Origin of the sequence: Haloarcula vallismortis ATCC 29715 (genome assembly GCF_000337775.1) — an archaeon.
Classification (GTDB): Archaea; Halobacteriota; Halobacteria; order Halobacteriales; family Haloarculaceae; genus Haloarcula; species Haloarcula vallismortis.
The window spans coordinates 45,625-72,475 of the sequence record NZ_AOLQ01000059.1 but is presented as its reverse complement, the minus strand read 5'-3'; the positions used below and the strand labels follow the sequence as shown (position 1 = coordinate 72,475).

Annotated in this window: 26 protein-coding genes and 1 pseudogene; 10 read left to right on the top strand and 17 right to left on the bottom strand. The window is 64.4% G+C overall.

Going from position 1 to position 26,851, the window contains the following annotated elements:
• Positions 1-130: 130 nt before the first annotated feature.
• Positions 131-2,239 carry an assimilatory nitrate reductase NasA gene (gene nasA, locus C437_RS14135; RefSeq protein WP_004517657.1) on the bottom strand — a complete coding sequence of 703 codons (2,109 nt, stop codon included), beginning with the start codon at positions 2,237-2,239 and terminating at the stop codon, positions 131-133.
• A 177-nt stretch (positions 2,240-2,416) separates the two neighbouring features.
• On the opposite strand from nasA, the gene hemL reads away from it, so the two are divergent.
• The gene (hemL, locus tag C437_RS14130; RefSeq protein WP_004517656.1) at positions 2,417-3,754 is read left to right on the top strand and encodes a glutamate-1-semialdehyde 2,1-aminomutase; all 1,338 of its coding nucleotides are present in this window, start codon (positions 2,417-2,419) and stop codon (positions 3,752-3,754) included.
• A gap of 1 nt (position 3,755) precedes the next feature.
• Positions 3,756-4,574 carry an HVO_0234 family beta-propeller protein gene (locus C437_RS14125; RefSeq protein WP_004517655.1) on the top strand — a complete coding sequence of 273 codons (819 nt, stop codon included), beginning with the start codon at positions 3,756-3,758 and terminating at the stop codon, positions 4,572-4,574.
• Between the two features lie 81 nt (positions 4,575-4,655).
• Here the strand turns inward: C437_RS14125 and C437_RS14120 are convergent, their stop codons facing one another.
• Positions 4,656-5,768 carry a PAS domain-containing response regulator gene (locus tag C437_RS14120; RefSeq protein WP_004517654.1) on the bottom strand — a complete coding sequence of 371 codons (1,113 nt, stop codon included), beginning with the start codon at positions 5,766-5,768 and terminating at the stop codon, positions 4,656-4,658.
• A gap of 235 nt (positions 5,769-6,003) precedes the next feature.
• Here C437_RS14120 and C437_RS14115 point away from each other — a divergent pair, with 235 nt between their 5' ends.
• The gene (locus C437_RS14115; RefSeq protein ID WP_004517653.1) at positions 6,004-6,858 is read left to right on the top strand and encodes a ribose-phosphate diphosphokinase; all 855 of its coding nucleotides are present in this window, start codon (positions 6,004-6,006) and stop codon (positions 6,856-6,858) included.
• Between the two features lie 102 nt (positions 6,859-6,960).
• Here the strand turns inward: C437_RS14115 and ileS are convergent, their stop codons facing one another.
• Positions 6,961-10,185, bottom strand: a complete 3,225-nt coding sequence (gene ileS / locus C437_RS14110; protein ID WP_004517652.1) for an isoleucine--tRNA ligase — start codon at positions 10,183-10,185, stop codon at positions 6,961-6,963.
• Between the two features lie 84 nt (positions 10,186-10,269).
• Positions 10,270-10,440 (bottom strand): DUF4177 domain-containing protein, encoded by a 171-nt coding sequence (locus tag C437_RS19940; RefSeq protein ID WP_004517651.1) that lies wholly within the window; start codon positions 10,438-10,440, stop codon positions 10,270-10,272.
• Positions 10,441-10,544: 104 nt separating this feature from the next.
• On the opposite strand from C437_RS19940, the gene C437_RS14105 reads away from it, so the two are divergent.
• Genes C437_RS14105 through C437_RS14095 form a run of 3 tightly spaced genes read left to right on the top strand, consistent with a single transcriptional unit; the run spans position 10,545 to position 12,402 of the window.
• Complete coding sequence (locus tag C437_RS14105; protein WP_004517650.1) at positions 10,545-11,168, top strand: uracil-DNA glycosylase; 624 nt, start codon at positions 10,545-10,547, stop codon at positions 11,166-11,168.
• A gap of 34 nt (positions 11,169-11,202) precedes the next feature.
• Positions 11,203-11,631 carry an HIT family protein gene (locus tag C437_RS14100; protein WP_004517649.1) on the top strand — a complete coding sequence of 143 codons (429 nt, stop codon included), beginning with the start codon at positions 11,203-11,205 and terminating at the stop codon, positions 11,629-11,631.
• A 42-nt stretch (positions 11,632-11,673) separates the two neighbouring features.
• Positions 11,674-12,402, top strand: coding sequence for a ParA family protein (locus C437_RS14095; RefSeq protein WP_004517648.1), 729 nt, complete (start codon positions 11,674-11,676; stop codon positions 12,400-12,402).
• Here the strand turns inward: C437_RS14095 and C437_RS14090 are convergent.
• On the bottom strand, positions 12,399-12,773 hold the full coding sequence (locus C437_RS14090) for a universal stress protein (protein WP_004517647.1): 375 nt from the start codon (positions 12,771-12,773) through the stop codon (positions 12,399-12,401). The genes C437_RS14095 and C437_RS14090 overlap by 4 nt on opposite strands.
• A 145-nt stretch (positions 12,774-12,918) precedes the next feature.
• Between C437_RS14090 and C437_RS20375 the strand changes: the two genes are divergently transcribed.
• Both C437_RS20375 and C437_RS14085 read left to right on the top strand, forming a co-directional pair.
• Complete coding sequence (locus C437_RS20375; RefSeq protein WP_160163018.1) at positions 12,919-13,092, top strand: hypothetical protein; 174 nt, start codon at positions 12,919-12,921, stop codon at positions 13,090-13,092.
• Positions 13,093-13,178: 86 nt separating this feature from the next.
• The gene (locus tag C437_RS14085) at positions 13,179-13,916 is read left to right on the top strand and encodes a ribonuclease H-like domain-containing protein (RefSeq protein WP_004517646.1); all 738 of its coding nucleotides are present in this window, start codon (positions 13,179-13,181) and stop codon (positions 13,914-13,916) included.
• Positions 13,917-13,987: 71 nt separating this feature from the next.
• On the opposite strand, the gene C437_RS14080 is transcribed toward C437_RS14085, so the two are convergent.
• From C437_RS14080 to C437_RS14065, 5 genes are all read right to left on the bottom strand, one after another.
• Positions 13,988-14,293, bottom strand: a complete 306-nt coding sequence (locus C437_RS14080; RefSeq protein ID WP_004517645.1) for a hypothetical protein — start codon at positions 14,291-14,293, stop codon at positions 13,988-13,990.
• A gap of 149 nt (positions 14,294-14,442) precedes the next feature.
• Complete coding sequence (locus C437_RS20680) at positions 14,443-14,610, bottom strand: DUF7837 family putative zinc-binding protein (RefSeq protein ID WP_004517644.1); 168 nt, start codon at positions 14,608-14,610, stop codon at positions 14,443-14,445.
• Between the two features lie 60 nt (positions 14,611-14,670).
• Complete coding sequence (locus tag C437_RS14075; RefSeq protein WP_004517643.1) at positions 14,671-14,955, bottom strand: DUF3006 domain-containing protein; 285 nt, start codon at positions 14,953-14,955, stop codon at positions 14,671-14,673.
• Complete coding sequence (locus C437_RS14070) at positions 14,955-16,403, bottom strand: lamin tail domain-containing protein (protein ID WP_004517642.1); 1,449 nt, start codon at positions 16,401-16,403, stop codon at positions 14,955-14,957. Before C437_RS14070 ends, C437_RS14075 begins: the two co-directional genes overlap by 1 nt.
• A gap of 97 nt (positions 16,404-16,500) precedes the next feature.
• Positions 16,501-17,133 carry a rhomboid family intramembrane serine protease gene (locus tag C437_RS14065; RefSeq protein WP_004517641.1) on the bottom strand — a complete coding sequence of 211 codons (633 nt, stop codon included), beginning with the start codon at positions 17,131-17,133 and terminating at the stop codon, positions 16,501-16,503.
• A gap of 92 nt (positions 17,134-17,225) precedes the next feature.
• Between C437_RS14065 and C437_RS14060 the strand changes: the two genes are divergently transcribed.
• Together C437_RS14060 and C437_RS14055 are read left to right on the top strand one after the other, a co-directional pair.
• Positions 17,226-17,516, top strand: coding sequence for a hypothetical protein (locus C437_RS14060; protein WP_004517640.1), 291 nt, complete (start codon positions 17,226-17,228; stop codon positions 17,514-17,516).
• A gap of 8 nt (positions 17,517-17,524) precedes the next feature.
• The gene (locus C437_RS14055; RefSeq protein WP_004517639.1) at positions 17,525-17,968 is read left to right on the top strand and encodes a GIY-YIG nuclease family protein; all 444 of its coding nucleotides are present in this window, start codon (positions 17,525-17,527) and stop codon (positions 17,966-17,968) included.
• On the opposite strand, the gene leuS is transcribed toward C437_RS14055, so the two are convergent.
• From leuS to C437_RS14025, 7 genes and pseudogenes are all read right to left on the bottom strand, one after another.
• Positions 17,969-20,647, bottom strand: coding sequence for a leucine--tRNA ligase (gene leuS / locus C437_RS14050; protein WP_004517638.1), 2,679 nt, complete (start codon positions 20,645-20,647; stop codon positions 17,969-17,971).
• A gap of 142 nt (positions 20,648-20,789) precedes the next feature.
• Positions 20,790-20,960 (bottom strand): hypothetical protein, encoded by a 171-nt coding sequence (locus tag C437_RS20675; RefSeq protein ID WP_004517637.1) that lies wholly within the window; start codon positions 20,958-20,960, stop codon positions 20,790-20,792.
• Positions 20,961-20,993: 33 nt separating this feature from the next.
• Positions 20,994-21,391 (bottom strand): annotated as a pseudogene (locus tag C437_RS14045) (type II toxin-antitoxin system death-on-curing family toxin).
• 140 nt (positions 21,392-21,531) lie between these two features.
• Complete coding sequence (locus C437_RS14040; protein WP_049919823.1) at positions 21,532-22,578, bottom strand: ABC transporter permease; 1,047 nt, start codon at positions 22,576-22,578, stop codon at positions 21,532-21,534.
• 10 nt (positions 22,579-22,588) lie between these two features.
• Positions 22,589-23,869, bottom strand: coding sequence for an ABC transporter permease (locus tag C437_RS14035; protein ID WP_004517635.1), 1,281 nt, complete (start codon positions 23,867-23,869; stop codon positions 22,589-22,591).
• Positions 23,866-25,422: an ABC transporter ATP-binding protein gene (locus tag C437_RS14030; protein ID WP_004517634.1), complete on the bottom strand. Its 1,557-nt coding sequence runs from the start codon at positions 25,420-25,422 to the stop codon at positions 23,866-23,868. The genes C437_RS14035 and C437_RS14030 overlap by 4 nt, the downstream gene beginning before the upstream one ends.
• A gap of 173 nt (positions 25,423-25,595) precedes the next feature.
• The gene (locus C437_RS14025; protein ID WP_079992056.1) at positions 25,596-26,771 is read right to left on the bottom strand and encodes a BMP family lipoprotein; all 1,176 of its coding nucleotides are present in this window, start codon (positions 26,769-26,771) and stop codon (positions 25,596-25,598) included.
• Between the last annotated feature and the right edge of the window lie 80 nt (positions 26,772-26,851).

The following is a 26,851-nucleotide window of genomic DNA, read 5'->3' as shown; positions in this document are numbered from 1 at the left end:
TCAGATATCCCCTGTTTAAGGACATTGAACGCCCAATCTTCACAGAGATAATTTGACATATTTGGATCCCGTCACACTGCGCCAGAGTTCGCCTGACTGACGAACTGGGTGGGCTGCGCCGTAGACGGACTCAGTCAGCCGTCGCCGGCGGCAGTTCAGCCTCGGCCGCCACGAGGCGGGCAGCACACTGCTTGAAGTTCGGTTCGTCGGACTGGGGGTCCCGGTCCGAAAGTGTCAGCCGGTTCGTCGCCGGATGGTGAATCGGGAGCCACACCATCCCGCGGGGAACGCCCTCATCCCGGTCGATAGCGACCGTCGCAGAGCCGCGGCGAGTCTCGACGGTCAGCGTCTCATCGGAGACGTGTTCGCTGTGTTCCGCAACCGTCTCGGGATGGATGCGGGCCACCAGCGTGCCGGCCTCCCCGCCGCGGGACCGGACGCCGGTGTTGTACCCGTCGGCCTCGCGAGCCGTCGTGAGCGTCAGCGGGTAGTCGTCGTCGGTCGGCTCCGGGAGCGACCCCTGACGACTGGTCGAGAACTGCGCCCGGCCGGACGGCGTCGGGAACGACCACGACTCGTCGTCGTAGTAGCGGTAGCCGCCCGAACTCGCCTCGTCCGGTGCCGGCCACCGGACCGCGTGGACGTCGTCCAGCCGCTCGTAGGTGATGCCCGAGCAGTCGGCGACCGTCCCTTCAGTGAGCGCGGCGAACTCGTCGAACACGGCCGACGGGTCTGGAGAGGTCTTGCCGTCGAAGAGGCCGGGGAACAGCCGCGAGCCAATAGTGGCGATGATGTCCAGATCCGACCGGACGCCGCTTGGGACGTCGGTCGCTGACCGGACCCGGGAGATGGTCCGCTCCATGTTCGTTGTCGTCCCGTCGCTTTCCCCCCACGTCGCGGCGGGCAGGACCACGTCGGCGATTTCCGTCGTTTCGGTGTGGAAGGCGTCCTGAACGACGACAAAGGCGTCTTCGAGTGTCTCGCGGACCGAATCGGCCTCGGGCATGCCGGCCACGGGGTTCGTTGCGACGGCCCAGACGGCCTCGGGGCCTTCTTCGAGCATCCCGACCGGACCGGGACCGGTGTCGTCGGGGAGGCGGTCGACCGGCACGTCCCAGTGGTCGGCGACGAGCCGGCGGTGGTCCGGGTCCTCGAAGGCCCGCTGACCGGGCCAGGTCCCCTTCGAGGAGCAGATGCGGGTCCCCATCGAGTTGGCCTGGCCGGTCAGCGAGAACGGGCCGCCGCCGGGCCGGAGGTTCCCCGTCGCCAGCGTCAGGTCGATAAGCGCCCGGGCGGTCTCGGTTCCCTGAATGTGCTGATTGATGCCCATCCCCCAGTAGACCAGCGATTGCTGGTCCATCGCGTCGGCGAGCAGGTCCACTTCGGCCATCTCGACGCCAGCCTCGGCGGCCGCGTCGGCGGCATCGGGCAGGGTCGCGAGCAGGTCCTCGAACCCGTCGGTCGCCGCGTCGACGAACTCGCGGTCGACCCGCTCCGTCTCGACGATGCGGGCGAGGGCGGCGCGGGCCAGCGCGAGGTCTTTCCCCGGGTCGGGTGCGACGTGGTGCTCGGAGTTCTCCGCAGTTTCGGAGCGAACAGGGTCGACGACGATGATTTCGACGCCGTCCTCGTCGGCGGACTGCTGAATCCAGCGGAACATCACGGGGTGGGCGACCGCCGGATTCGCCCCCCAGACGACGTGGCGGTCGGCGTCGCTGATGTCGGCGTAGGTACACGGCGGCGCGTCGCTGCCGAAGGCCTGGTAGTAAGCAGTGACGGCACTCGCCATACACAGCGTCGTGTTGGCGTCGTAGTTCGTCGTGCCGAAGCCGCCGCGGGCGACCTTTCCCAGCGCGTAGGCGGCCTCGTTGGTCTGCTGGCCGCTTCCGAGGACAGCGACGGAATCGGGGTCCCGCTGCTGGACGGCCTGGAGCCCCTCGACGGCGCGGGCCAGCGCCACATCCCACTGCGTCTGGCGGAGTTCGCCGTCACTGCGGACCATCGGCCGGGTGAGCCACTCCCCGTCGGGGGCCTTGCTCTCCCTGAGGCCACGGGCACAGGCGAGTCCCTGACTGACCGGATGGGCGGCATCGCCGCGAACGGCGTCGATGCCGTAGCCCTCATCGGCCCCCTGGTGCATGTGTCCACAGCCGACGGCACACCGCATACACGTCGTCGGAACCCAGTCGCTCACAGCCACCCACGCGCCGTGCCGACGCCCATTCGTCCAGTTTGGCATAAGATTACAGTACGTTCGGATGCCATTGTCGTATGTACATAGATGAATACACACTGTATAACAGTGTCTCTTTACGAAATACTTATTTCACCGAAGCGTATGTGACATCCGTCCACTAGATCGGTAGCACCGCCGGGTAACAACAGTTTCTTTCTGACAGCGGTCAAACGGCAGCGTATGAACCACGAGCAGTCACGAGCGCTGTACGACCGCGCCCTGTCGGTGCTGTCGGGCGGCGTCAACTCCTCCGTGCGAGCGACGCGGCCCTACCCGTTCTTCGTCGAGAAGGGGGACGGCGGGCACGTCATCGACGCCGACGGCAACCGATATATCGACTTCGTCATGGGCTACGGGCCGCTGCTGCTTGGCCACAGCCTCCCCGAACAGGTCCAGTCAGCCATCCAGCAACACGCCGCCGAAGGGCCGATGTACGGCGCGCCGACCGAAGTTGAGGTTGAACTGGCCGAGTTTGTCACGCGGCACGTCCCCAGCGTCGAGATGCTGCGGTTTGTCAACAGCGGGACCGAAGCGACGGTCTCGGCGGTCCGACTGGCTCGTGGCTACACCGGCCGGGACAAGATCGTCGTGATGCAAAGCGGCTACCACGGCGCACAGGAGTCCACGCTGGTCGAGGGCGAGGGCGACCACACCGCACCCTCCAGCCCCGGTATCCCCGAGAGCTTCGCCGAACACACGCTGACCGTTCCGTTCAACGACGAGGAGGCCGCCCACGAAGTGTTCGAGGAACACGGTGACGACATCGCGGCCGTTCTCACCGAACCCATCCTCGGGAACTACGGCATCGTTCACCCGGTCGAGGGCTACCACGACACGCTCCGGGAGCTGTGTGACGACCACGGCTCGCTGCTCATCTTCGACGAGGTTATCACCGGCTTCCGCGTCGGCGGCCTCCAGTGCGCCCAGGGCGCGTTCGACATCGATCCCGACATCACCACCTTCGGCAAGATCGTCGGCGGCGGCTTCCCCGTGGGAGCTATCGGCGGCAAAAGCGAGATCATCGAGCAGTTCACGCCCGCCGGCGACGTGTTCCAGTCCGGGACGTTCTCGGGCCACCCCGTGACGATGGCGGCCGGTCTGGAGACGTTACAGTATGCAGCTGAACACGACGTATACGACCACGTCAACGAGCTCGGCGACCGCCTCCGGGCAGGCCTGCAGGATATCCTCGAAGATCAGGCCCCCGAGTACACCGTCGTCGGCCGGGACTCGATGTTCAAGATCATCTTCACCCGCGACGGCCCGGATTCCTTCGACGGACATTGCGAGGCTGGCTGCCGGCAGCGGGAATCCTGTCCGCGCTTCGACTACTGTCCGAAGACCGGGGGCGACGTGACACAGGCCGAGACCGAACGGTGGGAGCGGCTGTTCTGGCCCGCGATGAAGGACCAGGGCGTGTTCCTCACGGCGAACCAGTTCGAGTCACAGTTCATCTGTGATGCCCACACAGGTGAAGACATAGAGAATGCGCTCGAAGCATACAAAGAGGCGATATGAGGTGAGCGACGACGACATCGCACTCTCCGAGAAGCGGATGTACGGCGAGAAACGCCCGGAGACCCACGCGTATGTCGCGTCGGGACTGGGCGTCACCCGCGTCGAGACCGCCGGCGGCCAGATCGGGCGCTTCAGCCTGAGCGAACGGTGCAACGCCCGTGATGTCGCCGGCGCAAGCGGCGAGGTCGCGGTCGCCACCGACGAGGACGTGCTCGTGTTGACCGACGACGGCTTCGTCCCGACCGGGTTCGGGCCGGCCACCGCCGTCGGCTACGACGGCGACGGGCTGCTCGCAGCCGGCGGCGGTCGCGTCGCTCGGTACGACGACGGCGAATGGACCGAGCTCGGAAACGTCGACGACGTGCGTGCCATCGACGGCGACCGCCTAGCCGCGGCAGAAGGGGTGTACGCCCTGCCCGACCTCGACCGACTCGGTCTCGTGGACGTGGCCGACGTGGCCGGCGACTACGCCGCGACCGAGAGCGGGCTGTACCGTTACGAAGGCGAGAACGCCGACAGCGACGGCGAGTGGATCGAGGTCCGGTCAGGCCGACACCTGGCGGTTGCAAGCGACGGCGACCGGGTCCACGCCGCCGCGGCGGACGGCCTGTACGAACTGGCAAACGGCGCGTGGGAGCCCTGTGCGTTGCCGGCGACCGAGCGCGTCGTCGACGTGACCTACGGCGACGACACCTACGCTATCACCGAGAACGGCACCTTCCTCGTTGCGACCGCGGCCGAGGCGACCGCCGACGGACAGGGTGGCTGGCGACAGCGCTCACTGGGCGTCCCCGACGTCGTTGGCGTCGCGGTGGCCTGATTCGGACGGCAGTGGCAGAGTGAGACTATGCCCTACTTCGGTTCACCGAACAGACCAGCGCTAGCTGGTGGACGGACCTCCTTACTGCGGTATCTGCTGTTCGTCGGCTTCTTTCAAAATAATCCCGTAGCCTCGAAGCGTTCCGGACTCGTCAAAGCTCGCAGAGACCGTGACGTCTGTCCCGGGGCGCGTACCGTTCTGTCGGACCTGCAGCCCTTCGTGGGCGGCAGACCCCGCTGTTTTCGCTGTTTCGAGGAGGCGCTCTGAGAGTGGGTTCGCCGGGTCTGATTCCCCGAGGACCGTCGAAACGTGTGCTCCAAGTATCTCATCCACACCGTAACCCGTATATCGTCGAGCACCGTCGTTCCAGCGAGTGACGTATCCCTCGTGGTCGAGGGTGAAGAAGGCGTGGTCGTCCATAGCATCGATAAGCACGTCGAACTGAGTGCTCTGCTCCGTCGATTGCGTCCGTTCAGGCGTGATGTCCCGCGCCGTGCACACGATCACCCCGTCGTCAGCGTGAGCCAGGCGATGGTCTGTGACGAGCCTGTTTCCGCCTTTCATTAGTCGAACTGTTTCGCCCGACCAGTACTCGTTTGCTTGGACCGCCGGGATGATGTCGTTCTCCAGCCGATCCGCTTCGTCGTCGTGATACAGAACTGTCCAGTGTTCGCCGGTCAGTTCGTCCGGCCCGTATCCAAACAGGTCCGCAAACGCAGGGTTCACGTACGAGAACCGCCCGTCCGGGTCGATGAGGCTAATCCCCTCGCTAGCAGTTTTCATCGCCCGGTAGCTACGGTCGATTGTGCGGACGGCGCGGTGCCGTTCAATGAGGTTCGTGATCCGGTTGGCCAGGATTGCGTATTGCTCGGTTCCGTGCTCCTTCTGTATGTACTCCGTCACGCCAGCGGTAATGGCTTCGCTCGCGATCTCTTCGCTCCCTTTTCCGGTGTAGAGAATGAAGGGCAGGTCAGGGTGCTCTTGGCGAACCGCCGACAGAAACTCCAGCCCGTCCATCCCTGGCATATCGTAGTCTGAGACGATGCAATCGACGGCCTCCGCCTGGAGAATGGCGAGGCCGTCGGTCCCACTTGTCGCCGTTCGGACTTCGAACCGCTCGTCTTCCTGTTTGAGAAACTGCGAAGTCAAATCCGCGAAGCCGGGCTCGTCATCTACATGTAATATGGTTATCATACAGAGAGTCCCGCTCTGTTTCTGACATAAAGGCGAACAGTAATAAATATATCACTTAAATATTAATGCTATTATCCAAATATGTCGGCTCATCGTGGTATCGGCATGGACACAAAAGCTACGTGAGCGTCGTCTGCAGAGAGTGATAGAATTCTGATACGTGGATTAGATATCGAATCAATCACGCTGTCGAGGAACCGAAACAGGGTTTAGCCCGGACAGCCACCCACCGCACATGATTATCCCCGGGGCGGACACGCAGGCGTTCGCGGCGACCCTCGCCGAGGCGACCGGTGAGCGGCTGGGACAGGTCGAGTACGAGCGGTTCCCCGACGGCGAGCACGTCGTTCAGGTGCCCGAGACGGTTTCCGGTGAGCGTGCCGTCGTCATCGCTTCCACCGTCGACAGCGACGCGCACTTGCAGTTGCTCCAGTTGCAGGACGCGGCCCGCGAGAGCGGCGCGAGCGAGGTCGTCACCGTCATCCCGTACATGGGCTACGCCCGGCAGGACGAGGCGTTCAAGCCCGGCGAGCCGGTCTCCTCGCGGGCAGTGGCCCGCGCTATCTCGACCGGGACCGACCGCGTCGTGACGGTGAACCCCCACGAACCGGCTGTCTGTGACTTCTTCGACGTGCCGGCCACCCACGTCGACGCCGCGAGCGTCCTCGCCGAACCACTGCCTGCAGACCTGACGGACCCCCTCTTCCTCTCGCCAGACGAGGGGGCAATCGGCCTCGCGAAGACAGTCCGGGACGCCTACGGCGAGGGAGAGACGGACTTCTTCGAGAAGGAACGCGACTACGACACCGGCAGTATCGAAATCAGCCCCAGCGACGCGCCGGTCGAGGGCCGGGACGTCGTGCTGGTCGACGATATCATTGCCACGGGGTCGACGATGAGCAAGTCCGTCGGCGTCCTCGACGACCGCGACGCCCGGCGAATCTTTGTCACCTGCGTCCACCCGATGCTCGCCAGCAACGCCCTGACAAAACTGAACAGCGCCGGCGTCGAAGCCGTCTACGGGACCGACACGCTCGAACGCGCCGTCAGCGAGGTCAGCGCCGCACCCATCGTTTCCGAAGAACTGTAGACACCCGTCTGAAACACGAGGCCGAAAAATCTCGCTCGTTGCAACGCGACTGCGTGCCGCTTAATCCGACGCTTCAGCCGCAGCGACGGCTCGCGGCTTCTCTTAGTCGCCGCTCGCCTGTTCAGAGGCCTCCCGCTGGTCGGCCTCGCACGGCGCTATCGCGATCTCCATCTCGGTTCCTTCGACGTCCCACGTCTTGCGGTGGCCGTCTTCGACGCCATCTAACTCGTCGGCACGGACCTCCTCTTTGATCAGGTCCTCGTGCTCTCTGACCAGCGAATCCACGCGCTCGTCGTCGATAGCGAGGTCCACGACGATGCGTGCCTCGATGTCCAGTTCGATGTCTTTCCGCATCTCTTGGACCCGGCGGATGACCTCGCGGGCGTACCCCTCACTCTCGATATCCTCAGTGAGCGCAGTATCGACGTAGACGACGCCGCCGCCGTCCAGCGCGGCGAACTCCGTCCCGGTGACCCCCTCGGGAGTCTCGCGGCGGAACTCGACCATCTCCTCTGTGATATCGACGTTCTCGCTGAGTGCGTCGCTGACTGTGCCTTCGAGGGTATCGAGTGACTGCTCGGCGACGCGGGCCTCGTTGAGCGCGTTCATGACGCGTCCGGCGTCGTCGCCGAAGGCCGGGCCGAGTTCGCTCATGTCGGCCTCGGCGGAGTACTGGAGTTCGCCCCACTCCTCGTCGGCTCCGACGACCTCGACGGCGCGGGCGTTGAGTCGGTCGGCGATGATGGCTTCCTGTGCGCGGACCGCGTCGGCCACGTCGTCGCTGTCGACATCGACGACGACGCGCGTGACGGGCCAGCGGAGCTTGCGTTCGGCCTGCTGGCGGGCGTTCGAGCCCGCTTCCTCAACCTCGCGGACGACCTCAATCTCGCGTTCGAGCGCGGGGTCGTGGAGGGCATCCTCAACCTCGGGCCAGTCGCACATGTGGACCGTCGGGTGGCCGGCGTCACCGGTGAGCGCGCCGTACACCTGCTCGGCGACGAACGGCGTGAACGGTGCAAACAGCGCGGCCACGGATTCGAGCACGCGATAGAGGGTGGCGTAGGCGGCCTGCTTCGAGGCGCTGTCTTCCTCCTCCCACATCCGCTCGCGGACGACCTGAATGTAGAAGCGGGAGACATCCTCGACGACGAAGTCGAGCAGTTCGTCGACCGCTTTGTCGTTCTCGAAGTCCTCCATCGAGTCAGTCATCGCCTCGGTGACGCTCTGGAGCCGCGAGAGGACCCACTCGTCGACGAGTTCGAGGTCGTCTCGGACGTCCTCGACCGTCGTTTCCTCGGGGTCGAAGTCGTCAGCCCGCATGTACGGCAGCGGGAAGCGTGCGACGTTCCAGAGGATGTTGAGACGACGCTGCATCTCGGCAGTCTCCTCCCACGAGAAGTTCATGTCCTCGCCCTGGGCAGTCACCGACAGGAGGAACAGCCGCATCGGGTCGCGGCCGTGCTTCTCGATGACCTCGTGGGGGTCGATGAGGACGCCCTTCGATTTGGACATACCGCGGCCGTCGGGCATGTTGGCGTAGCCGTGCATCAGCACCTGCTTGTACGGAATCTCGCCCGTCGCGGCGGTGCTCATGCCCAGCTGGGACCAGAACCACCCGCGGGTCTGGTCGTGGGCCTCCATGATGAGGTCGGCAGGCCACAGTTCCTCGAAGTCCTCGGTCTGTTCGGGGTAGTCGACGGTCCCCCACGTCGCGACGGAGGAGTCGAGCCACACGTCGAATACATCGCCGACACGGGTGTAGGTCGTACCGTCCTCAGTGATCGTGAGGTCGTCGACAGTTCCCTTGTGGAGGTCAACAGCTGTGGGGTCGATGTCCTGGTCGACGCGCTCGGCGAGTTCCTCGCGGTCGCCGACGACGATAGCGTCGTCCATGTCGCCGCTCCAGTCTTCAGGCAGCCAGATAGGGATGGGGATACCCCAGTAGCGCTGCCGCGAGACGTTCCAGTCCGGCGCGTCCTCGACGAAGTCCCGGAAGCGGTTGTCCCGCGCCCACTGGGGGTACCACTCGCTGTCCTCGATGTTCGCCAGCAGTTCGTCCTTGATGTCGGTGACCGTGATGAACCACTGGTCGGTGACGATGCGGACGATATCGGTGTCACAGCGCCAACACTGCCCCTCACGGACGGTGTGGCCCTGCTCACTGGAGAGGAGGTGGCCGTTGTCGTCGAGGTCCGCGATGACATCGTCGTTGGCGTCGCGGACGAACGTGCCCTCGTATTTGCCGGCGGCGTCGGTGTAGACGCCATCAGACCCGACCGGACAGAAAATTTCGAGGTCGAGTTCCTGTCCGCGCTCGAAGTCCTCCTCACCGTGGCCGGGCGCGGAGTGGACGAGGCCCGTGCGGTCGGCCTCGACGTAGTCAGCGGTGTACACCTGCCCGGAGCCTTCGCCCTGGGCGTGGTCCGGCACTTCCTCGGCCAGCGGGTGGTCGTACGCCCAGCCGACCATTTCCTCCCCAGTGAGTTCCTCGACGACCTCGTAGTCGTCGTAGCGGCCGGCCTTCAGCACGTCCTCGACGCAGGCCTCGGCGACGTAGAGTCGTTCGGTCTCGCCCTCACTCTCGGCGTCGACGCCCACGTAGTCTAAGTCGCCGTCGACAGCGACGAAGGTGTTGGCGACGATGGTCCACGGGGTCGTCGTCCAGATGACCAGGCTGCCATCGCGGTCACTCAGATCGAACTTCACGTAGATAGAGGGCTTGCCCACGTCGTGGTACTCGACCTCGTTGTTGGCGATACCGGTCTCACACCGGGGACACTGATTGATAGAGCGCTGGCCCTGCTCGACCAGGCCGCGCTCGTGGGCCTGCTGGAAGCCCCACCAGGCGGCCTCCATGTACTCGGGGTTCACCGTCTTGTACGGGTCGTCCCAGTCCATCCAGACGCCGAAGTCCTGGAAGTCGCTCTGGAGGCCTTCGAGTTGCTCCTCGGCGAAATCCTTGCACTCCTCGATGAAGTTCTCCTCGCCGAAGCGCTCGATGTCTTTCTTGTTCTCGAAGTCGAGTCGCTCCTCGACTTTCGTCTCGATCGGGAGGCCGTGCATATCGTAGCCCGGCCGGTCGGTGACGTCGTAGCCCTGCATCCGCAGGTAGCGGATGTAACAGTCCTTCAGGGTCTTGTTCCACGTCGTCCCCATGTGGGCCGCGCCGGAGGTGTAGGGCGGTCCATCAACAAAGAAGTAATCCTCGCCGTCGGCCCGATAGGCCTTCGTCTGCTCGTAGGCGTCGACGTCGTCCCAGTACTCGAAGACGCCGTCCTCGACGGCGTCGGGGTCGTACTGGTCGTCGACAGCGGCGAAACGTTCCATACCGGCACATTCGCCGCCTCCAATAAAGGACAATCGGTTGTGTGCGTTCTCTTCAGACAGCAGGCCGACAGCCCCGTGCGTCAGTCAGCGCTCGCGCTGGAGGAGCAACCCGGCTGTCTGCCCGCTGTTTTCGGTTATCGGTGCGACTACTTCCCACCCATCAGCGCCGAGTTCGTTCAGTTTCTCGGTGGGGACACTACTGCTTCCGAACATCCCGGTGTCGACGTCGAGGGTCTTGTATTCGTAGGAGGGCATACACGCGTTGCGATAGCCGCCACCAGCAAAGGTTTTGGGCTACGCGGTGGCCGCGGCGTCTGCTGACCGCCACGGCTTTGCCGCTTACATCCGTGCCCTCGCCTGTGCCCGAGTTCCCGGACGACGAGCAACAAAACGCGCTCACGGCGGACTGTCAGCGCTGCCCAAAACTCGCCAAAAGTCGGACCTGCATCTCGTGGGGTAACGGACCGCTGGACGCCGACATAGTAGTCGTCGGTGAGGCCCCAGCCGAGGGCGACCTCGAGGCCGAGCAGTGGCGGGGCGGTAATCTGACCGGGCTGGCCTACACCTCGCAACGCTCCGGCCGGAAAATCCGGCAACTGCTCGCCGATGCCGGGTTCGGCCACACAGACTGCTACTACACGAACGCGGTGAAGTGCCACCCGCCGGGGAACCGCGACCCGACCGGCGCGGAACTGGGGAACTGTCGCCCGTATCTCGTCGAGGAAGTCGAGACGGTCAAGCCGGCAGCAGTCGTGACAACGGGAAAGCACGCGACGAAGACGGTCCTCGCACTCGACGACGCGGCCCTCGATGGCTTCCTCGACAGCGTACTCACTCCCCGACGGAACGAGGCGCTGGGCGTCCCCGTGGTTCCGCTGCTCCACCCCTCCTATCAGGAGGTCTGGCTCTCGCGGCTGGGCTATGACCGCGAGACGTACGTCGACGCTATCACAGATGCGGTCGCCGGTGTCAGCGACACCTAGAACCTTCTTGTGACCGCCGGACACAGAGGCGACCATGAGCGAGGATTGCATCTTCTGCCAGATCGTCGCCGGTGACATCCCCGGTCGAACCGTCTACGAGGACGACACCGTGCTGGCGTTTCTGGACGCCAACCCACTGTCGCCGGGCCACACGCTCGTCATCCCGAAAGCCCACCACGAGCGGCTGAACGACACACCCGCCGACGTGGCGGGTGCGGTCATGTCGACCCTGCACGAACTCGTCCCTGCGGTCGAGGCGGCCGTCGACGCCCCCGCAAGCACGGTCGCGTTCAACAACGGCGAGGAAGCCGGGCAAGAGGTCCCCCACGTTCACGGCCACATCGTCCCGCGATTCGAGGACGATGGCGGCCGGCCGATCCACGCGCTGGTCACCGACCGCCCCGACCTCTCTGATGACGAACTGGACGCTATCGAATCGGACATCGTCGCCGAACAGACGTAAAATTCCGTATCTTTTTATCGAAAGATACGCCAACAGCGACGCATGGGGGTTTCGACGCTTGCGTTCGTCGGGTGTACCGGTGGGGCTGGAACGACCAGACTAACAGTCGAGACGGCGGCAACGCTGGCCCGGGGTGGGCGGTCCGTCGCCGTCGTCGACGCGGCCTTTGGCACGCAGGGGCTTGCAACGTATGTCGACGGGCGACTCGACACCGACGTGACCGCGGTGGCCGTTGGGGACGCGCCAATCGATGACGCGCTGTTCGAGTGGGACATCGACGCAGACGGGCGAGTCGCGCTCTGTCCGGCCCACGCACCGTTCGAGCGCCTCGCGCGGGCGAAGTCAGCCGAGAGCGCACAGGCGCTCGAACGGGCCATCGAAGCGGTAGCCGGGCGGTTCGACCACGTCCTCCTCGACGTGCCGCCGATTGCATCGAATCAGGCCGTCGCCGCCGCCACGACCGCACAGCGGCGGGCGCTCGTGGTGCCGGCCGGCCAGCGCGGGGGCGACCTGCTTCCGCGACAACAGGGCCGACTCCGTGACATCGACGCGCCAGCAGCAGCCGTTGTCGCAACCCGCGTGCACGGCCAGAACGGCGACGCTATCGAGGACGCGGCGCATACGGTCCCACATATCGGCCCGGACGCACCCAGACCGCTCGCGGCGGAGCCCGATTCGGATGTCGCACCGGCCGTCGCCGCGATAGCCGAAGACCTGCTTGATGTCGACCTCGGCCTGACCTTCGAGGACGACGGCCTGTTCTCCCGCTAGGGAAGCGGAAGGACGATGACGGGACGGGCAACGCGGGTCAGGAGGTCCCGGGCTGTCGAGCCGACACCGTCGCTGTCGTCAGTCCCGCGGTGTGGTCCGATGAGCAGTTCGTCCGGGTCGTGCTCGTCGATAGCTGCCAGTATCTCTGTCAGGGGCGTTCCCTCTCGTGTTTCCGTGGCGGGCATGAACGACGCGAGCCGCGAGCGGGCGACGTTGACGGCGTCACCTGCGTCCCGCGACGGCGCGTCGGGGTCGCGGACGGCGACCGCGACGATATCGTGATCGTCTGCCGGGTCGAGTCGGTGCTGGAGGTAGTCAGCGGCGGCCGCTGTGACGTGAACCGAGGTGGTGGCGAGCAGAAACGTGGTCATTGTGCCACCATGGGCTCCACCCGGCTTCGTGCTTTCGCTCAGAGAGGCCGGACACAGCGAGCAGTACTATTTGTATAGTGGCTGGACGCGGCCGGCGTATAGACGTAACAAGTACGCCCTTGGTATCGGATGTCTTCCGGGAACTATGAGCAAAGTGGCGTCCACTGGGGCCACAGTGTTCGTGTGTCCGTTCTGTGAGCGGACGTTCGACCAGCCCCAGTCAGTGTGTCGCAACTGTGACAGTACCGTCGTCGTTCCGCTGGAAGACCAGTCAGTGTACGACAGCATTCTCCAGATGTGTGGGACACAGCGGCTCTGAACCGGGCAGTCAGTCCGTAGTCGCCGGTCGGTCGCGCATCACTCGCACCGACGGGCTTACATACAGCCCACCCTGTACCGGAGAGCGTGCGCGTCGAGAACAGTTTCATCGGTACCGACGGCGTCGGGGAGAAGACCGAGCAGTCTATCTGGCAACAGGGTATCACCCACTGGGACCAGTTCGAACCGTCCGTCGTCGGCGGCCAGCGTGGCGACCGCATCCAGCAGTTCATCGACGAGGGACGTGAGCGCATCGCCGAAACCGATGTTACCTACTTCGATCATACGTTCCCCAGCAGCGAGCGCTGGCGACTGTACGAAACCTTCCGCGAACGGGCCTGTTTCTTCGATATCGAGACGACTGGACTCGATCAGGACCGCAATCAGGTGACGACGGTGAGCCTCCACCAAGACGGAGAAACACAGACGCTCATTGCCGGCGACGACCTGACCGCAGAGAACCTTCGGGCCGCGTTCGACGGCGCGGACCTGCTGGTGACGTTCAACGGCAAGCGCTTCGACGTGCCCTTTCTCGAAGCGAACTTCGATGTCGACCTCGACCGCCCGCATCTGGACCTGATGTACACCTGCAAGAAAATCGGACTCTCCGGCGGGCTCAAACAGGTCGAGCAGGACATCGGTATCGAGCGGGACCGGCCCGACATTTCAGGTAAGGACGCCGTGCGACTCTGGCGGGAACACGAGCAGGGCCGAGACGGTGCACTCGAAACGCTGGTGTCGTACAACCGTGAGGATACGGTGAACCTCAGGACGCTGGCCGAGACCGCCACCGAACGGCTTGACGAGCAGGTTTTCGTTGGCTGAGACCGAGGGAGAGAACCGTCCTCATACCCCCATCGTTTCAGGTGGACAGCGGTCGTAAGGGAATTGCCGGGCTACTCACTCCAGAACGGCGTGTGTCCGTGACCGAGAACGATAGAAGCCATATGCCAGATAACGAGTTCGACGAACAGCGCCGTGTCCTGTTCAGTGCCGACGCCGTAGAGCGAGGGGATGTACAACAGCGGTAGCAATACCGCTCCCCAAAAGGCAAACGGTCGGACACCGGCGAGCGTCACGGTCCAAGCCCCGCGGGCGGCAAGCGCAAGCGTATCGAGATAGCGGCCGGGATCCGTCGGCCGTAGTCCGTCGGTGTCGCTCTGGTGTGGGAGCGGGGGACTATCGCCGCTCGATGACCCCACCGTCACTCACCCTGTCTGACCTCAGTATCATTAGTTGAATCAACAGTATACCCCACCTAATCCGTGGTCACTACACAGATAGGCGACTGCACCAGCACGTCTATCTGTATTCACGGTCAGGAAAGCTGTCATTTCTGTGCCGACAGGAATTACACTGGATTCACCGCGTCCTCACAGTCTGGACACGTAGCGAGCATCCGCGGCCAGTCGCCGGTCGTGTCGTACGCGATAACGAGATTCGCTGCGGGAATCGTCACGTCACAGGCCGGACACCGCCCCAGCGGTGGGTCGGCCGTTTCTATGTCACTGTTCCACATACACCGAGCTACGCACTCAACACATATTGTTACCAGGCTCCTACGGAGTGTGTGGCGGCCTTAGGTGTCGTCGCCGTCCTGTGGCGGTCGCTTCGATAACCGATCGAAGCGACGCTGCGCCTCGCTCGCCCGGTCGGCGGTTTCTTCGGGATCATGGGTTACGTCTGCGAGCGCCGAGTCCACAACAGTGATTTCCAGAACCACGTCGGCCGTCCGTGCCTCGGCTGGCAGTTCAGCCGCCTCAATGTCGAGGGCAGACACTCCGTCCTCGGTGTCTACTTCCAGCGTGGCGATTCCGTCCTCGATTCGGTCGATAACGGCGGTGTAGGTTCCGTCGGATACCATTAGTAACTCCGTTTCAGCACAGTCTCGTTGTCGGTGTCGGTCACGGTGATTGTATCGCCACCGTTGTTCCATATCGGACGCCCGGACCCCCAGTAAAGGTCGGTGTCCGTGTCCGTACCGCTGCCGGTGTGGAGGGTCACGGTCGCGTCCGGTTCGAGGGTGAATCCATCGGGGACGGTGTAGGTGTGGCCGGCTTCGTCAGCGACCGTCCAGCCGCCCATTTCCAGCGGTTCCGCGCCCGCGTTCCGGAACACGACGTACTCGTCGTTGAGGTTGTCCCGGTCGTCGCCCGCCGCATCGGCGCGCACCCGGTCGATAATCAGGTCGCCACTCGTGTTCTCCGTGGGCGTTCCACCGTCGGTCACGGACGGCGTCTCGGTTGCGACCGGCGTATCAGTCCGCGGGGACGAGCGGTCGAAGTAGATCGCTCGCGGCTGGACCGGCTCAGTCGTGCCCGGCGCAATCGGGTTTCCAGACCGCAGTGACAGCGGTGCGGTCGGCGCTGCTCGCTGCGTGCTGACGGTCACAGCGGTCCCGTTGCTGGTCAGGACGGTGTCGCCATGGGTGGCGGTCCAGTACGCCGGAACCGAGCGTGCCGCAAGCCGCCCGAGCGTCTCGTTGCTCGGGTGGCCGTACTGTGAATCGTAGGCGCTTGACACCACGACGGTCCGGGGGTCAGTAGCGTTGAGCAACGACCCGCTCGTGCTTGACGCACTGCCGTGGTGACCGGCTTTCAGCACTGTCGATCTGAGCCCCGATCCATAGGTCTCGACGAGATACGCCTCCTGGTCGTCCTCCGCGTCGCCGGTGAAGAGAAAGCTCGTCTCGCCGTGTTCGATTCGGAGGACGATGCTGTTCTCGTTGCGGGCCGCGTTTTCTAGGTACGGCTCCGGCGGGCCGAGCACGGTCGTCTCGACGCCCGCAAAGCGAATCCGGTCACCCTCGCGAGTCTCGTACAGCGTCACGTTGTAGGCGTCGACGGCGTCGAGGTATCGCTCGTAGGTCTGCGTGCTCGCGGCGATACCGGGGTCGTACACCGCGCCGACGCCGTTTTTCTCGGTCTCGTAGTGCCTGATGACGGCCGCGTTCCCGCCGATGTGGTCGGCGTCGTTGTGCGAGACGACGAAGTGGTCGATTCGGTCAATGTCCTGTCGGTCGAGATACTGCAGGACGTACTCACCGTCGTCGGTGAAGTCCCCGGAGTCGATGAGCATCGTCTCGTTATCGGGACTGACCAGCAAGGTCGCCACCGACTGGCCGACGTTGATGAAGTGGACCTCAAGCGTCCCGTTCGCTGCGGCCGGCGAGGGGGCCTCCGGCGTCGTCGTCTCGGTTGCAGTCCGCTGGTTCGCGCTGCTGTCCACCCCGTTCGCGACGAACCCGCCACACCCAGCAAGCACCAGCAGTACTGCGATGGTGACGGACGCAACCTCGCGACTCTGGACCATTCCGTCTGTCTACGCGTCCGAGTTATTTGGTATCACTTACCAACTACGTGCCACGAGACAGGGCGTGTCGTCGCTCTCCCGGAACAACGGCACGCAGTCAGTAGTTCGCAGACTCGGGTGTCTGCGGTGAATCCGCCGGCCGCAGCAGGTGAACGCGGCCAGCAAGGAATCCAAGCAGGAGCCCGGTAAAGTGTGCGATAAGCGCGACGCCGGGATTCGCGGTGGCGAACGTGATGGCAGCGGCGACGACACCAGCGAGAACCAGCTGGACGCGGGGCGCGAGTTCGAATCCGCCAACAACGGTATCGGTCAGACGGTTCGCGGCAAGCAGATAGCCGAAGAGCGCAAACACCGCGCCGCTGGCTCCGAGGATAGAGACGTGGCTGACCATTCCGGGGACGAGCGGGCCGAGGAGACTGGTTACCGAGACCTGTGAAACACCGGCAAGTGCACCGGTCGAGACGAAGAAGGCGTGGAACCGGAGCGGCGTGGTCCGGCGTTCAATGACGACGCCGGCCAGCGCCAGCCCGACGGCGTTCGCGATGAGATGGGGTAAGCCAGCGTGTGCGTACACGCTGGTGACGAGCGTCCAGGGGCGACTGAACAGCGGGGGCGAGAGTGCAAACAGGCTGCGCGGGGCGGTCACCACGCCGACGGCCTGCTGTGTGAGAAACACAACAACGATGACGGCCAGCGTGGCCACGGTTGGGCTTTGTCGCAGCGGCTTCATTGGACCGTTTTTGTCGCCCTCGATACAAGAAACGCTCGGACACCCCGAACCGTTGCAGAACGCATACGTGGCATCGTGGCGTTACCTCGTGTATGTCCGAACTGACTGACGCCATCACCGCGGCGTTCGCAGACGAGACCGACGACGAAATCGCACAGACAGCCGCCGAGAATATCGCCGCCTTCGCCGAGGAGTACGACGAGGACCTGACGAGCGACCGCGTCACTGACCTGCTCGCGGATGCGCCCTACGACGGATTCCAGCGCCGGTTCAACTGGGTCGTCGGCGAACTCGCCGCCGAGAACGAGGACTGCACTGACTCCCGAGAGTTCCGCATCGACGGGTTCGGCGAACTCGCCGCCGACCCCGATATCGGGACCTGAACGGGCGCATGCCCGGCGGAACTTACACGCTGGTACTCGAACGGGACGCCGGCGGGCCGATAACGGTCGGCGCGCTGGGCGAGATTGAGTTCCCAGTCGGCTGGTACGCTTACACCGGGAGCGCGCTGGGAAGCGGCGGCTTCGGCCGCATCGACCGTCACCGTGCGGTCGCCGCCGGCGACAACGACACCCGGCACTGGCACATCGACTACCTGCTTGGCGACGCGGCGACAACCGTCGACCGGGTCGTCACGACCGAGGCCGACATCGAATGTGCCGTCGCTCAGCGGGTCGACGGGCCGACGACAGCGGGGTTCGACCACGTCGACGCCTTCGGCTGCTCGGACTGTGACTGTCGCTCACACCTGATATATCACGAACAGCGGGAGCGATTGGTCGACGCGGTGACCGACGCGCACGAGGCCACCCGCGACGCGGCCGCGACCGAGTAGTCAGGAGATGTGGATCGCGGGCTTGTTCGGGCGGGCTTTGGCCGCGAGGTCGTCGTCCGGTGACGCCCGCCGGACAACCACGTTGCAGCCGAACTCGTCCTCGAACAGCCACGCGGCCTGCTGGAGCGTGTCGAGTTCGCGCTGGCCGTCGATAATCGGTTCGAGTCCCGCGCCGCGGTCGGCCAGGCGGTCGGCGAAGTCGGCGGCCGTGTCGCCGTGCTGTTTGATCGCTTCGTCGGCCATGATTTCACCGACGATGGCGTCGTCGGGGTCCGACTCGCGGGCTATCTCGTAGGCGCGGTACTTCCAGTCGGCGGCGACGACGAGTTCGATCTCGTTGGGTTCGTCGATGTCGACGACCTCTGTGATCTCGCGCACGTCGTCAAGCGTCCGCCGAACGACCTGCCGCTCGATACGGTAGTCCTCCACGTCCCGGAGCGGTTCCGGCCACCGGCTCTCGGCGACGAGGCCGTCCTCGTCGAGCAGTTGCCACATCTCCTCGGCGAGGAACGGCGCAATCGGGGCGACTAGGCCGGCGAGCACTCGCAGGCCCCGGCTGTAGGCGAACTGGTAGGGGCGGTCGTAGCCCGCATAGCGGCCCAGTAGGCGTGCAAAGCGCTGTATTTCGCCGATGACTCGATGGAAGCGAAAGCGGTCGTACTCCTCGGTGACAGCGGCGATTGTCCGGTCGATTTCCCGCTCCAAGTACGCGTCGTGGTCGGCGCTCTCGGTGCGGGTCTCGGTCTGGTTGGTGTACTCGGTGACGAGCCGATACAGCGTCTGCTGGAAGTCGTATGCCGACGAGACGTCCTTGACGGTCCACTCGAAGTCCTGAGAGGGGTGGGCCGCCGAGAGGACGAACAGCCGCGTCGTCTCGGCCCCGTACTCGTGGGGCGCGATGTCGTTGCCCTTCGACTTGGACATCTTCTCGCCGCTGTGAAGCACCGTCCCCTGATTGATGAGTCGCTCGACCGGTTCCTCGCGGTCCAGCAGGCCGATATCTGACAGCGCCCGAGTGAAAAAGCGGATGTACAGCAGGTGGAGAACGGCGTGTTCCTCGCCGCCGACGTACACGTCAACCGGGAGCCACTCGTCGGCAGTTTGCTGGTCGAAGGGAGCTGACTCGAAGTGCGGTGAGAGATATCTGAGAAAATACCACGAGGAGTCGACGAACGTGTCCATCGTGTCCGTCTCTCGTACCGCGTCGGCCCCGCAGTCGGGACAGGTCGTCTGCTTCCACTCCTCGGCGGCGTCGAGGGGATTGCCTGTCGTCTGGACGTACTCTGGCAGTTCCACCGGCAGGTCTTCCTCGGGGACCGGGACGTGGCCGCAGTCGTCGCAGTGGACGATAGGAATCGGCGTCCCCCAGTAGCGCTGCCGGGAGATGAGCCAGTCCCGCAGGCGGTAGGTCACCGCCTCCTCAGCGGCGTCGTGTTCGCGCAGTCGCTCGCGGGCGGCGGCGCTGGCGAGGCCGTCGTACTCGCCGCTGTCCGTGAGCATCCCATCGCCGGTGTAGGGCGCGTGTGGCAGGTCCGTCCCGCTGCCGTCGACCGGTTCGACGGCCTGCTGTACGGGCAGGCCGTGTTCGTCGGCGAAGGCGTGGTCCCGCTCGTTGTGGGCCGGCACGCCCATGACCGCGCCCGTGCCCACATCGTCGAGGACGTACGCCGCGATGTACACCGGCAGTTCCTCGTCGGTGTAGGGGTGGGTTGCAGTGAGGTCCGTCTCGATGCCGCTCATCCCAGCGTCGTCCGTATTCGCCACTGATTCCACGTACTCGGCGACAGCGTCGTTCGTCTCGGCCAGCGCCCGCGCGAGGTCGTGGCCCGGCGACAACGCCAGATACGTCGCGCCGTACACCGTATCGAGCCGCGTCGTGAACGCCTCGACGGTGTCGTGGTCGTCGTAGCCGACGGAGAAAGCAACGCGCGCTCCTTCCTGGCGGCCGATCCAGTTGCGCTGGCTGTCCCGGACGCCATCGGGCCATCCCTCTAGCTCGTCCAGCCCGTGATACAGCTCTTCGGCGTAGTCAGTGATGGCGAAGAACCACTGGTCGAGGTCCCGTTGCTCGACGCCAGTCCCACAGCGCCAGCAGACGCCGCCGCCGTGGGTGTGGCTGTGGCCGGTGCCGGCGGTCGTCTCGCCTTCGTCGGCTTCCGGTGGTGTCTCGACCTGTGCGTCGGCAAGTACTGTCTCACAATCCGGACACCAGTTCACCGTCGCCGCGCCGTAGTCGACCAGCCCCTCGTCGTAGAACTGGGTGAACAGCCACTGGTTCCACTGGTAGTATTCGGGGTCACAGGTGGTGATCTCCCGGGACCAGTCGTAGCCAAAGCCCATCTCCCGGAGGTCGTCTTTCATCTGGTCGATACACGTTCGGGTCCAGGATTCGGGGTCGGTGTTTCGCTCGTATGCGGCGTTCTCCGCCGGCAGGCCGAAGGCGTCCCATCCCATCGGGTGAAGTACGTCGTCGCCGGCCATCCGCCGGTATCGAGCGTACGCGTCGGTGATGGCGTAGTTCCGGATGTGTCCCATGTGCAACGACCCGGAGGTGTAGGGGAACATCCCCAGCACGTAGGTCGGGTCGTCGGCGTCGGTCGGGCACTCGAAGACGCCGTCTCGCTCCCAGGCCTGCTGCCAGTACTCCTGGACCCGCGCGTGGTCATATCGGCGCGACATTTGCTACTTCGTGGTGTGCCGTCCGCGCACATGAGTGTTCGGCTAGCCAGTGTCGGTCAGGTCACGAAAAGCGTGCCCGAACAGATACGGATTAAAAGCCCCGACTGCGGGCAACTGTCACAGCACCGTACAACAGTCCGTATCACTCGTTTTCAAGTGCTGCATAGATATCCGCGTGGCGGCGTCCGTCAAGCTTCCCCATCTCCAAGGCGATCTCGCGACGTTCGGCATCACTTTCGGCCGCCTGATACCGCTCGTATAGCTGGCTGACCTCGTCGTCGACTGGCGTTGAGGAATCGGTGCTAGACGCCATTTTCTGTCTGATTATATCCAGTGTGTCCCTTTATCAGTTGCGGCGAGCACACGCTCGAAAGTAGATGACCGCCGTGTCTGTGTCGACCGCGGCTTCGTCAGTTGCGAACCGGTGCAAGAGGGCTCGAATTTCATCACCGTAGTCGAACGTGTATCCGTTCATCATATAGAAGACCACCACCGCCCGGAGTGCTGTTCGCTTGTTTCCGTCGACGAACGGAGTTCCGCAACAAGTAGCCGCATCAGATGGACCGCTTTGTGATGAATTGTCTCAGGAACCTCCCCGAAGAACCCTTCCGAGATGTACTGCAGCGCGGATGCAACCGCGTCCTCCGACCGGACCCCCGGTTCCGTGATCTCGCCTTCTCCCACGATTTGTTCGTGGAGACCAAAGACGAGTTCGACAGAGGGATACGCGATATCGTCAGTCACACGCTGACTTTCTCATGCTCCTCGTTAACCGTTTCTCAACCATCGAGGTCGCCCCTCATCTTCGACAGCGTTGCGTACGGATCGGATTACGTTGCCACAAATCGGGCGGTTGTCGCGGTAAACAGTTACATAGAATCAGACTACTCCTCGCCGGACTCGTAGTGCTCGCCGGCGGCTTCGGGCAGGCGAGTCTTGCCCACCAGCGCGAGCACGACGATGACCGCGACGAACGGGATAGTCTGGACCAGCGAGTCGGGGACGGCAATCACGTCGGCGGTCTGGAGGCGCAGTTGGACTGCGTCGAGGCCGGCAAACAGCGTGGTCGACAGCAGCGCGCCGACCGGGTTGTAGTTGCCAAAGAGGTACGCGACGATAGCGATGAACCCCTTGCCGTTGACCATCGTCGGGCCGTTGCCGGTGAACTGGCCGATGTTGATTGCCAGCGCGGCTCCGCCCATCCCCGAGAGGACGCCGGACAGCAGGACAGCAGCGTAGCGGACGCGGGACACGTCGACGCCGGCGGTGTCCAGCGCCTTCGGGTTCTCGCCGGCGGCCCGGACCCAGCGGCCGAAGGTGGTGCGGTTCAGCACGTACCACGACGCCGCCACGGCGAGGAACATGATGTACACCGCGGGCGAGGCGTCGAACAGCGCGCCGAAAAACGGGATATCGGCAAGCGTCGGGACGGTTATTGTATCGAAGGTGCCGACGCTGCTGGTGTTTGGCCCGCCGTAGAACACCTGCGAGGCGAAGGGGGCGAGGCCAAGCGCGATAAGCCACACAGCCAAGCCAGCGATAATCTGGTCGGCGCGAAACTCGATACAGACGACGGCGAACACGCCGGCGAGCAGCGTCGACGCGACGATGCCGATGAGGAACCCGAGCCACAGCGAGCCGGTGACATCAGCCCCGAAGATGGCTGCGAAGGCTGCGATGATGAGCAGGCCTTCGAGCCCGATGTTGATGATACCGCTCTTCTCGGCGAAGATGCCGCCCAGCGCGGCCAGCACGATTGGGACCGAGAGCCGCAGAGTCGATGACAGCGTCGATTTCGAGGCCAGTACCCAGAATATCTGGCCGAGAGTCGACTCCGGTGCAAAGAGGCCGAAACCGGCGAGGACGGCCAGTGCGAGGAACGCCGCGGCGGCGATGAACAGCCGGCCTGACATTGACGAGAGTCGATTCATGGCACTGTCGTCAGTCATCAGCACCACCTCCCGCGGTCGCGGCGGCCGGACTGTCGGGCTCGCGCGCTGCGAGCCGCCGGCCGATGATACGGAAGAACTCCGGCATCGCGACGAACAGGATGATGAGCCCCCGGAGGACGCCAACCAGCTGTGGCGGCACGTCGGTCGCGAACGCCACCACGTTCGAACCGGACTTGAGGACGCCAAACAGCAGCGCGGCGAAGACGGCCCCGATGGGGTTGTTGCCGGCGAGGATGGAGACAGTGATTCCGTCGAAGCCGTAGCTCGGGATACCCGTCTGGAACTTCCCGAGCGTCATCATCACGAACACGGCCCCGCCGATGCCGCCGAGCGCGCCCGACAGCGTCAGCGAGGTCAGGATCGTTCGGGCGGAGTCGACGCCGCCGTACTCCGCGGCTGCGGGCTGAATGCCGGCGGTTCGCAGATCGTAGCCGAAGGCCGTGTGTTCAAGCAGGTAGTAGACGCCCCCGACGAACGCGAGCGCGATCAGCAGCGCGAGCAGCGAGAAGTCCGTCCGCGGGTCGAACAGGATCGACGGGAACTGCCCCTCGACGGGCAGCGTCCGGGTCTGTGTCGCCTGACTCGTCGGGTCGGCGAACTGGTTCCGGACGAGATACAGGGTTACTCGGACAGCAACGAAGTTGAGCATGATAGTGGTAATCACCTCGTTTGCGTCGGCATAGGCTTTCAGCGCGCCGGGTATTGCACCGTAGAGACCGCCGCCAATCGCGCCGGCGAGCAGCCCGAGCGGAATGAACAGGACGAGTGCGATCGTCCCGGAGACGAGCGAGCCCGCCCAGAGCACCGTCAGTGCGGCCGCCAGCGCTCCGATGATAAGCTGGCCCTGCGTCCCGATGTTGAAGATGCCGGCACGGAACGCTAAGGCCACCGAGAGCCCGGTAAAGACCAGAATCGTCGTCTCCCGGAGCGTTGCCGCGAACTGCGCGTTCAGCGGCGACCAGCCGCCGGCGAAGGGATCGCCCAGTGCGCCGAGGAACAGCCGATTGAATACGTAGAACGGGTCGTAACACAGCGTCGTGGAACCGAACGTGAGCACCGGCGAGCGACACGTCGCCATCAGTCCCGCGGCGGTGACGATGACCGTCCCGACAACGATAGAGAGCACCAGCGCCGAGACAGCGATGAGGATCCGCTCGCCGACAGAGGTCTGGCCCAGTCTGATGAGTCGCTGTCGATACTGTGACCACCGGTCGTCCGCGTCCGGCGTCGATGTGCTGTCGCCGTTCCGTGACGGGTCGCTATCGCTCATTGGTGTCCCTCCCCGTCCGCCGCAATGGTCGGGGCGGCGTCAGGTTGCTCCCCGGCCATCAGCAGTCCGAGTTGTTCCTCGGTCACGCGCTCGGGATCGACGATGTCGACGATCTCGCCCTCGTAGACGACGGCAAGCCGGTCCGAAAGTGACTGGACCTCATCCAGATTCGAGGAGATGAGCAAGACGGCTCGGCCCGCCTCTCGGAGGGCGTTGATCTGGTCGTGGATGAACTCCATCGACCCCACGTCCACACCGCGAGTGGGGTGAGAGGCAACGACGAGACGCGGGTCCCGGGCGAACTCCCGACCGACGACGAACTTCTGCTGGTTCCCGCCGGAGAGTGACTTCGCGTGGGCGTTGGCATCCGGCGGCCGAACGTCGTATTCTTCGATTATCTCCTCCGCGTGGTCGCGCGTGTAGTCCCAGTCGATGCGGCCCTTCGAGGAGTAGTCGGGGGCGTGCTGGCTTCCCAGCAGGCCATTCTCGACGAGGTCGAAGTCCATCACCAGCCCCCGTTCCTGTCTGTCTTCCGGGATGTAGGCCAGTCCGGCCTCGATGCGCTCCCGGCGGCTGTCGGTAGTCCGGTCGACGCCGTCGTACGTGATCGTTCCCTCGTCAGGCAGCTGAAGCCCGGTAATTGCCTCGACCAGTTCCGACTGGCCGTTTCCGTCAACGCCAGCGATGCCGAGCACCTCGCCGGCCCGGACCTCGAGCGAAATCCCGTCGACCGCATTGACGCCGCGGTCGTCCTCCACGACGAGGTTCTCGACGTCGAGGATAGACCGGCCCGGCTCGGCGGGGTCCCGGTCGAGGTCGAGCAGCACCTCCCGGCCGACCATCATCTCGGCCAGCTCCTCCCGAGTGATATCGTCGGCTGCGACCGTCCCGACGTTTTTCCCCTCGCGAAGGACAGTTATCTCGTCAGCAGCCTCCATCGCCTCGCCGAGCTTGTGCGTGATGAAGATAATCGTCTTGCCCTGATCGGTCAGCTCTTCGAGCACGCGAAAGAGGTCGTCGACTTCCTGCGGTGTGAGTACGGCCGTCGGTTCGTCCAGAATCAGGACATCCGCACCACGATAGAGCGCTTTGAGAATCTCGACTCGCTGCTGGACGCCGACACCGACATCTTCGATTCGGGCGTCGGGGTCCACGTCGAACCCGTACCGCTCGGACAGTTCACGGACCTGTTTTCGGGACTGATCGCTGTCGACCGTGAGACCAAGCCACTTGCGGGGCTCGTTCCCAAGCGTGATGTTTTCGGTGACGGTCATCGGATCGACCAGCATGAAGTGCTGGTGGATCATACCGACACCCTCGTCGATGGCGTCGCGCGGCGAGTCGAACTGCTGTGTCTCGCCGTGCACGTTGACCGTCCCCTCGGTGGGCTGATAGAGCCCGTAGAGGACGTTCATCAGGGTGGTTTTTCCCGCACCGTTCTCGCCGAGCAGTGCGTGAACCGTCCCCTTCTCGACCGCCAGATCGACGTCGTCATTCGCGACTACCCCCGGAAACCGCTTTGTAATACCATCGAGGTGGACGGCCTGTTCCATACTCTGAGCCGTTACCGTCCCGGTGTTTTAACTTCACGGTTCCACATGTCTGCCAAAAATATGCGGCAACTGCGTGTGTGGCCGCGGTGACTCAGACGGACGAGTGTGGATTGTCTCCGGCGGTGCCGGCCTCAGAGCCGGCCCAGACCGGTACACTGTGCCACTGCTCCGTCTCAGGCGTTTTCGGGGTCGGTCGGAACGCTGATGTCGCCGTCGATGATACTCTGGCGAACTTCGGACACCTCGTCTTTGACGCTCTGTGGGATTTCCGAGCCGAGCTGCTGGCCGTACACCGCTTCGACACCGTTCTGTTCGAGGCCGAGCGTGTTCACAGCGCCGCCCTCGAAGTTGTCGTTGACGACGGATTCGACCGACGTGTACACAGCGTTGTCGACGCGCTTGACCATACTCGCGAGGATGACGTCGCTGAAGTTCTCTTTGGTGACGGACTGGTCACGGTCAACGCCGACTGCGAAGCGCTCCGCTTCTTGGGCCGCCCGGAACACGCCAGTCCCGGTGTTGCCGGCCGCGTGGTAGACGATGTCCGCACCGGACTCGTACATCGAGAGAGCAGCCTCCTGCCCGCCGGACGGGTCGTTGAAGTCGCCGACGTAGGCTGTCTGGATGTCGACGTCCTCCTCCGCATGCTTGACACCGGCCTTGTAGCCGGCTTCGAAGCGACCGATGAGGTCACCCTCGACGCCGCCGACGAAGCCGACGCTCGCGGAGTCACTCTGCGTGGAGCCGGCTCCAGCCGAGAAGTCCTGACTGGTCAGCTTCGCGGCCATCAATCCGATGAGGAACGAGCCCTGATGCTCACCGAACACGTACGAGCCGACGTTGTCCGCCTCGACGACGGAGTCCACGATCATGAAGTCCTGCTCCGGGTACTGTTCGGCGTTCTCGGTGAGGGCGTCCGCCTGCAGGAAACCGATACAGCAGACCAGATCGTAGTCCGGGTTCGAGGACTGTGCGTACTGCTGCTGAAGGCTGCCGAAGTCCTGTACCGCTTCGGGCTGAGACTCGTCGTATTCGATGTTCAGTTCGTCCGCGGCTCGAATAGCGCCGGTCTGGGCCTGGTCGTTGAACGACCCGTCGCCGAGCCCGCCCGTCGCATACACCATTCCGATACGAGCGGCCGGACCGCTGTCGCCATCGCCACCGTCGCCGCCATCTCCACCGTCGCCACCGTCGCCACCGTCGCCGCCGCCGTCTCCACCATCGCCGCCGAGGCAGCCGGCTAGCCCGATTGCAGTTGCGGTACCGACACTACTGATGAACGTGCGCCGTCGCTGTGACATGTCCCACCAGCGGTGTCGATGGGCGTTAAAGACTTCGGTGTCGCACATTAGCCACATCGGCGACAAACCATGGCAAGGCGGGCCGATCACCGTTCGCTGCCGACGCCGCGGACATTTTATGTACTGGG

What these genes read in the sequence shown, in the direction of transcription:
- leuS (WP_004517638.1), bottom strand. Translation starts at nt 20,647, where the DNA reads ATGTCGCGCCGATATGACCACGCGCGGGTCCAGGAGTACTGGCAGCAG.
- ileS (WP_004517652.1), bottom strand. Translation starts at nt 10,185, where the DNA reads ATGGAACGTTTCGCCGCTGTCGACGACCAGTACGACCCCGACGCCGTC.
- C437_RS14095 (WP_004517648.1), top strand. Translation starts at nt 11,674, where the DNA reads ATGGGGGTTTCGACGCTTGCGTTCGTCGGGTGTACCGGTGGGGCTGGA.
- C437_RS14060 (WP_004517640.1), top strand. Translation starts at nt 17,226, where the DNA reads ATGTCCGAACTGACTGACGCCATCACCGCGGCGTTCGCAGACGAGACC.
- hemL (WP_004517656.1), top strand. Translation starts at nt 2,417, where the DNA reads ATGAACCACGAGCAGTCACGAGCGCTGTACGACCGCGCCCTGTCGGTG.
- C437_RS19940 (WP_004517651.1), bottom strand. Translation starts at nt 10,440, where the DNA reads ATGCCCTCCTACGAATACAAGACCCTCGACGTCGACACCGGGATGTTC.
- C437_RS14090 (WP_004517647.1), bottom strand. Translation starts at nt 12,773, where the DNA reads ATGACCACGTTTCTGCTCGCCACCACCTCGGTTCACGTCACAGCGGCC.
- C437_RS20375 (WP_160163018.1), top strand. Translation starts at nt 12,919, where the DNA reads ATGAGCAAAGTGGCGTCCACTGGGGCCACAGTGTTCGTGTGTCCGTTC.
- C437_RS14075 (WP_004517643.1), bottom strand. Translation starts at nt 14,955, where the DNA reads ATGGTATCCGACGGAACCTACACCGCCGTTATCGACCGAATCGAGGAC.
- C437_RS14100 (WP_004517649.1), top strand. Translation starts at nt 11,203, where the DNA reads ATGAGCGAGGATTGCATCTTCTGCCAGATCGTCGCCGGTGACATCCCC.
- C437_RS14025 (WP_079992056.1), bottom strand. Translation starts at nt 26,771, where the DNA reads ATGTGCGACACCGAAGTCTTTAACGCCCATCGACACCGCTGGTGGGAC.
- C437_RS14040 (WP_049919823.1), bottom strand. Translation starts at nt 22,578, where the DNA reads ATGAATCGACTCTCGTCAATGTCAGGCCGGCTGTTCATCGCCGCCGCG.
- C437_RS14030 (WP_004517634.1), bottom strand. Translation starts at nt 25,422, where the DNA reads ATGGAACAGGCCGTCCACCTCGATGGTATTACAAAGCGGTTTCCGGGG.
- C437_RS14115 (WP_004517653.1), top strand. Translation starts at nt 6,004, where the DNA reads ATGATTATCCCCGGGGCGGACACGCAGGCGTTCGCGGCGACCCTCGCC.
- C437_RS14055 (WP_004517639.1), top strand. Translation starts at nt 17,525, where the DNA reads ATGCCCGGCGGAACTTACACGCTGGTACTCGAACGGGACGCCGGCGGG.
- C437_RS14065 (WP_004517641.1), bottom strand. Translation starts at nt 17,133, where the DNA reads ATGAAGCCGCTGCGACAAAGCCCAACCGTGGCCACGCTGGCCGTCATC.
- C437_RS20680 (WP_004517644.1), bottom strand. Translation starts at nt 14,610, where the DNA reads ATGTGGAACAGTGACATAGAAACGGCCGACCCACCGCTGGGGCGGTGT.
- C437_RS20675 (WP_004517637.1), bottom strand. Translation starts at nt 20,960, where the DNA reads ATGGCGTCTAGCACCGATTCCTCAACGCCAGTCGACGACGAGGTCAGC.
- C437_RS14120 (WP_004517654.1), bottom strand. Translation starts at nt 5,768, where the DNA reads ATGATAACCATATTACATGTAGATGACGAGCCCGGCTTCGCGGATTTG.
- nasA (WP_004517657.1), bottom strand. Translation starts at nt 2,239, where the DNA reads ATGCCAAACTGGACGAATGGGCGTCGGCACGGCGCGTGGGTGGCTGTG.
- C437_RS14070 (WP_004517642.1), bottom strand. Translation starts at nt 16,403, where the DNA reads ATGGTCCAGAGTCGCGAGGTTGCGTCCGTCACCATCGCAGTACTGCTG.
- C437_RS14035 (WP_004517635.1), bottom strand. Translation starts at nt 23,869, where the DNA reads ATGAGCGATAGCGACCCGTCACGGAACGGCGACAGCACATCGACGCCG.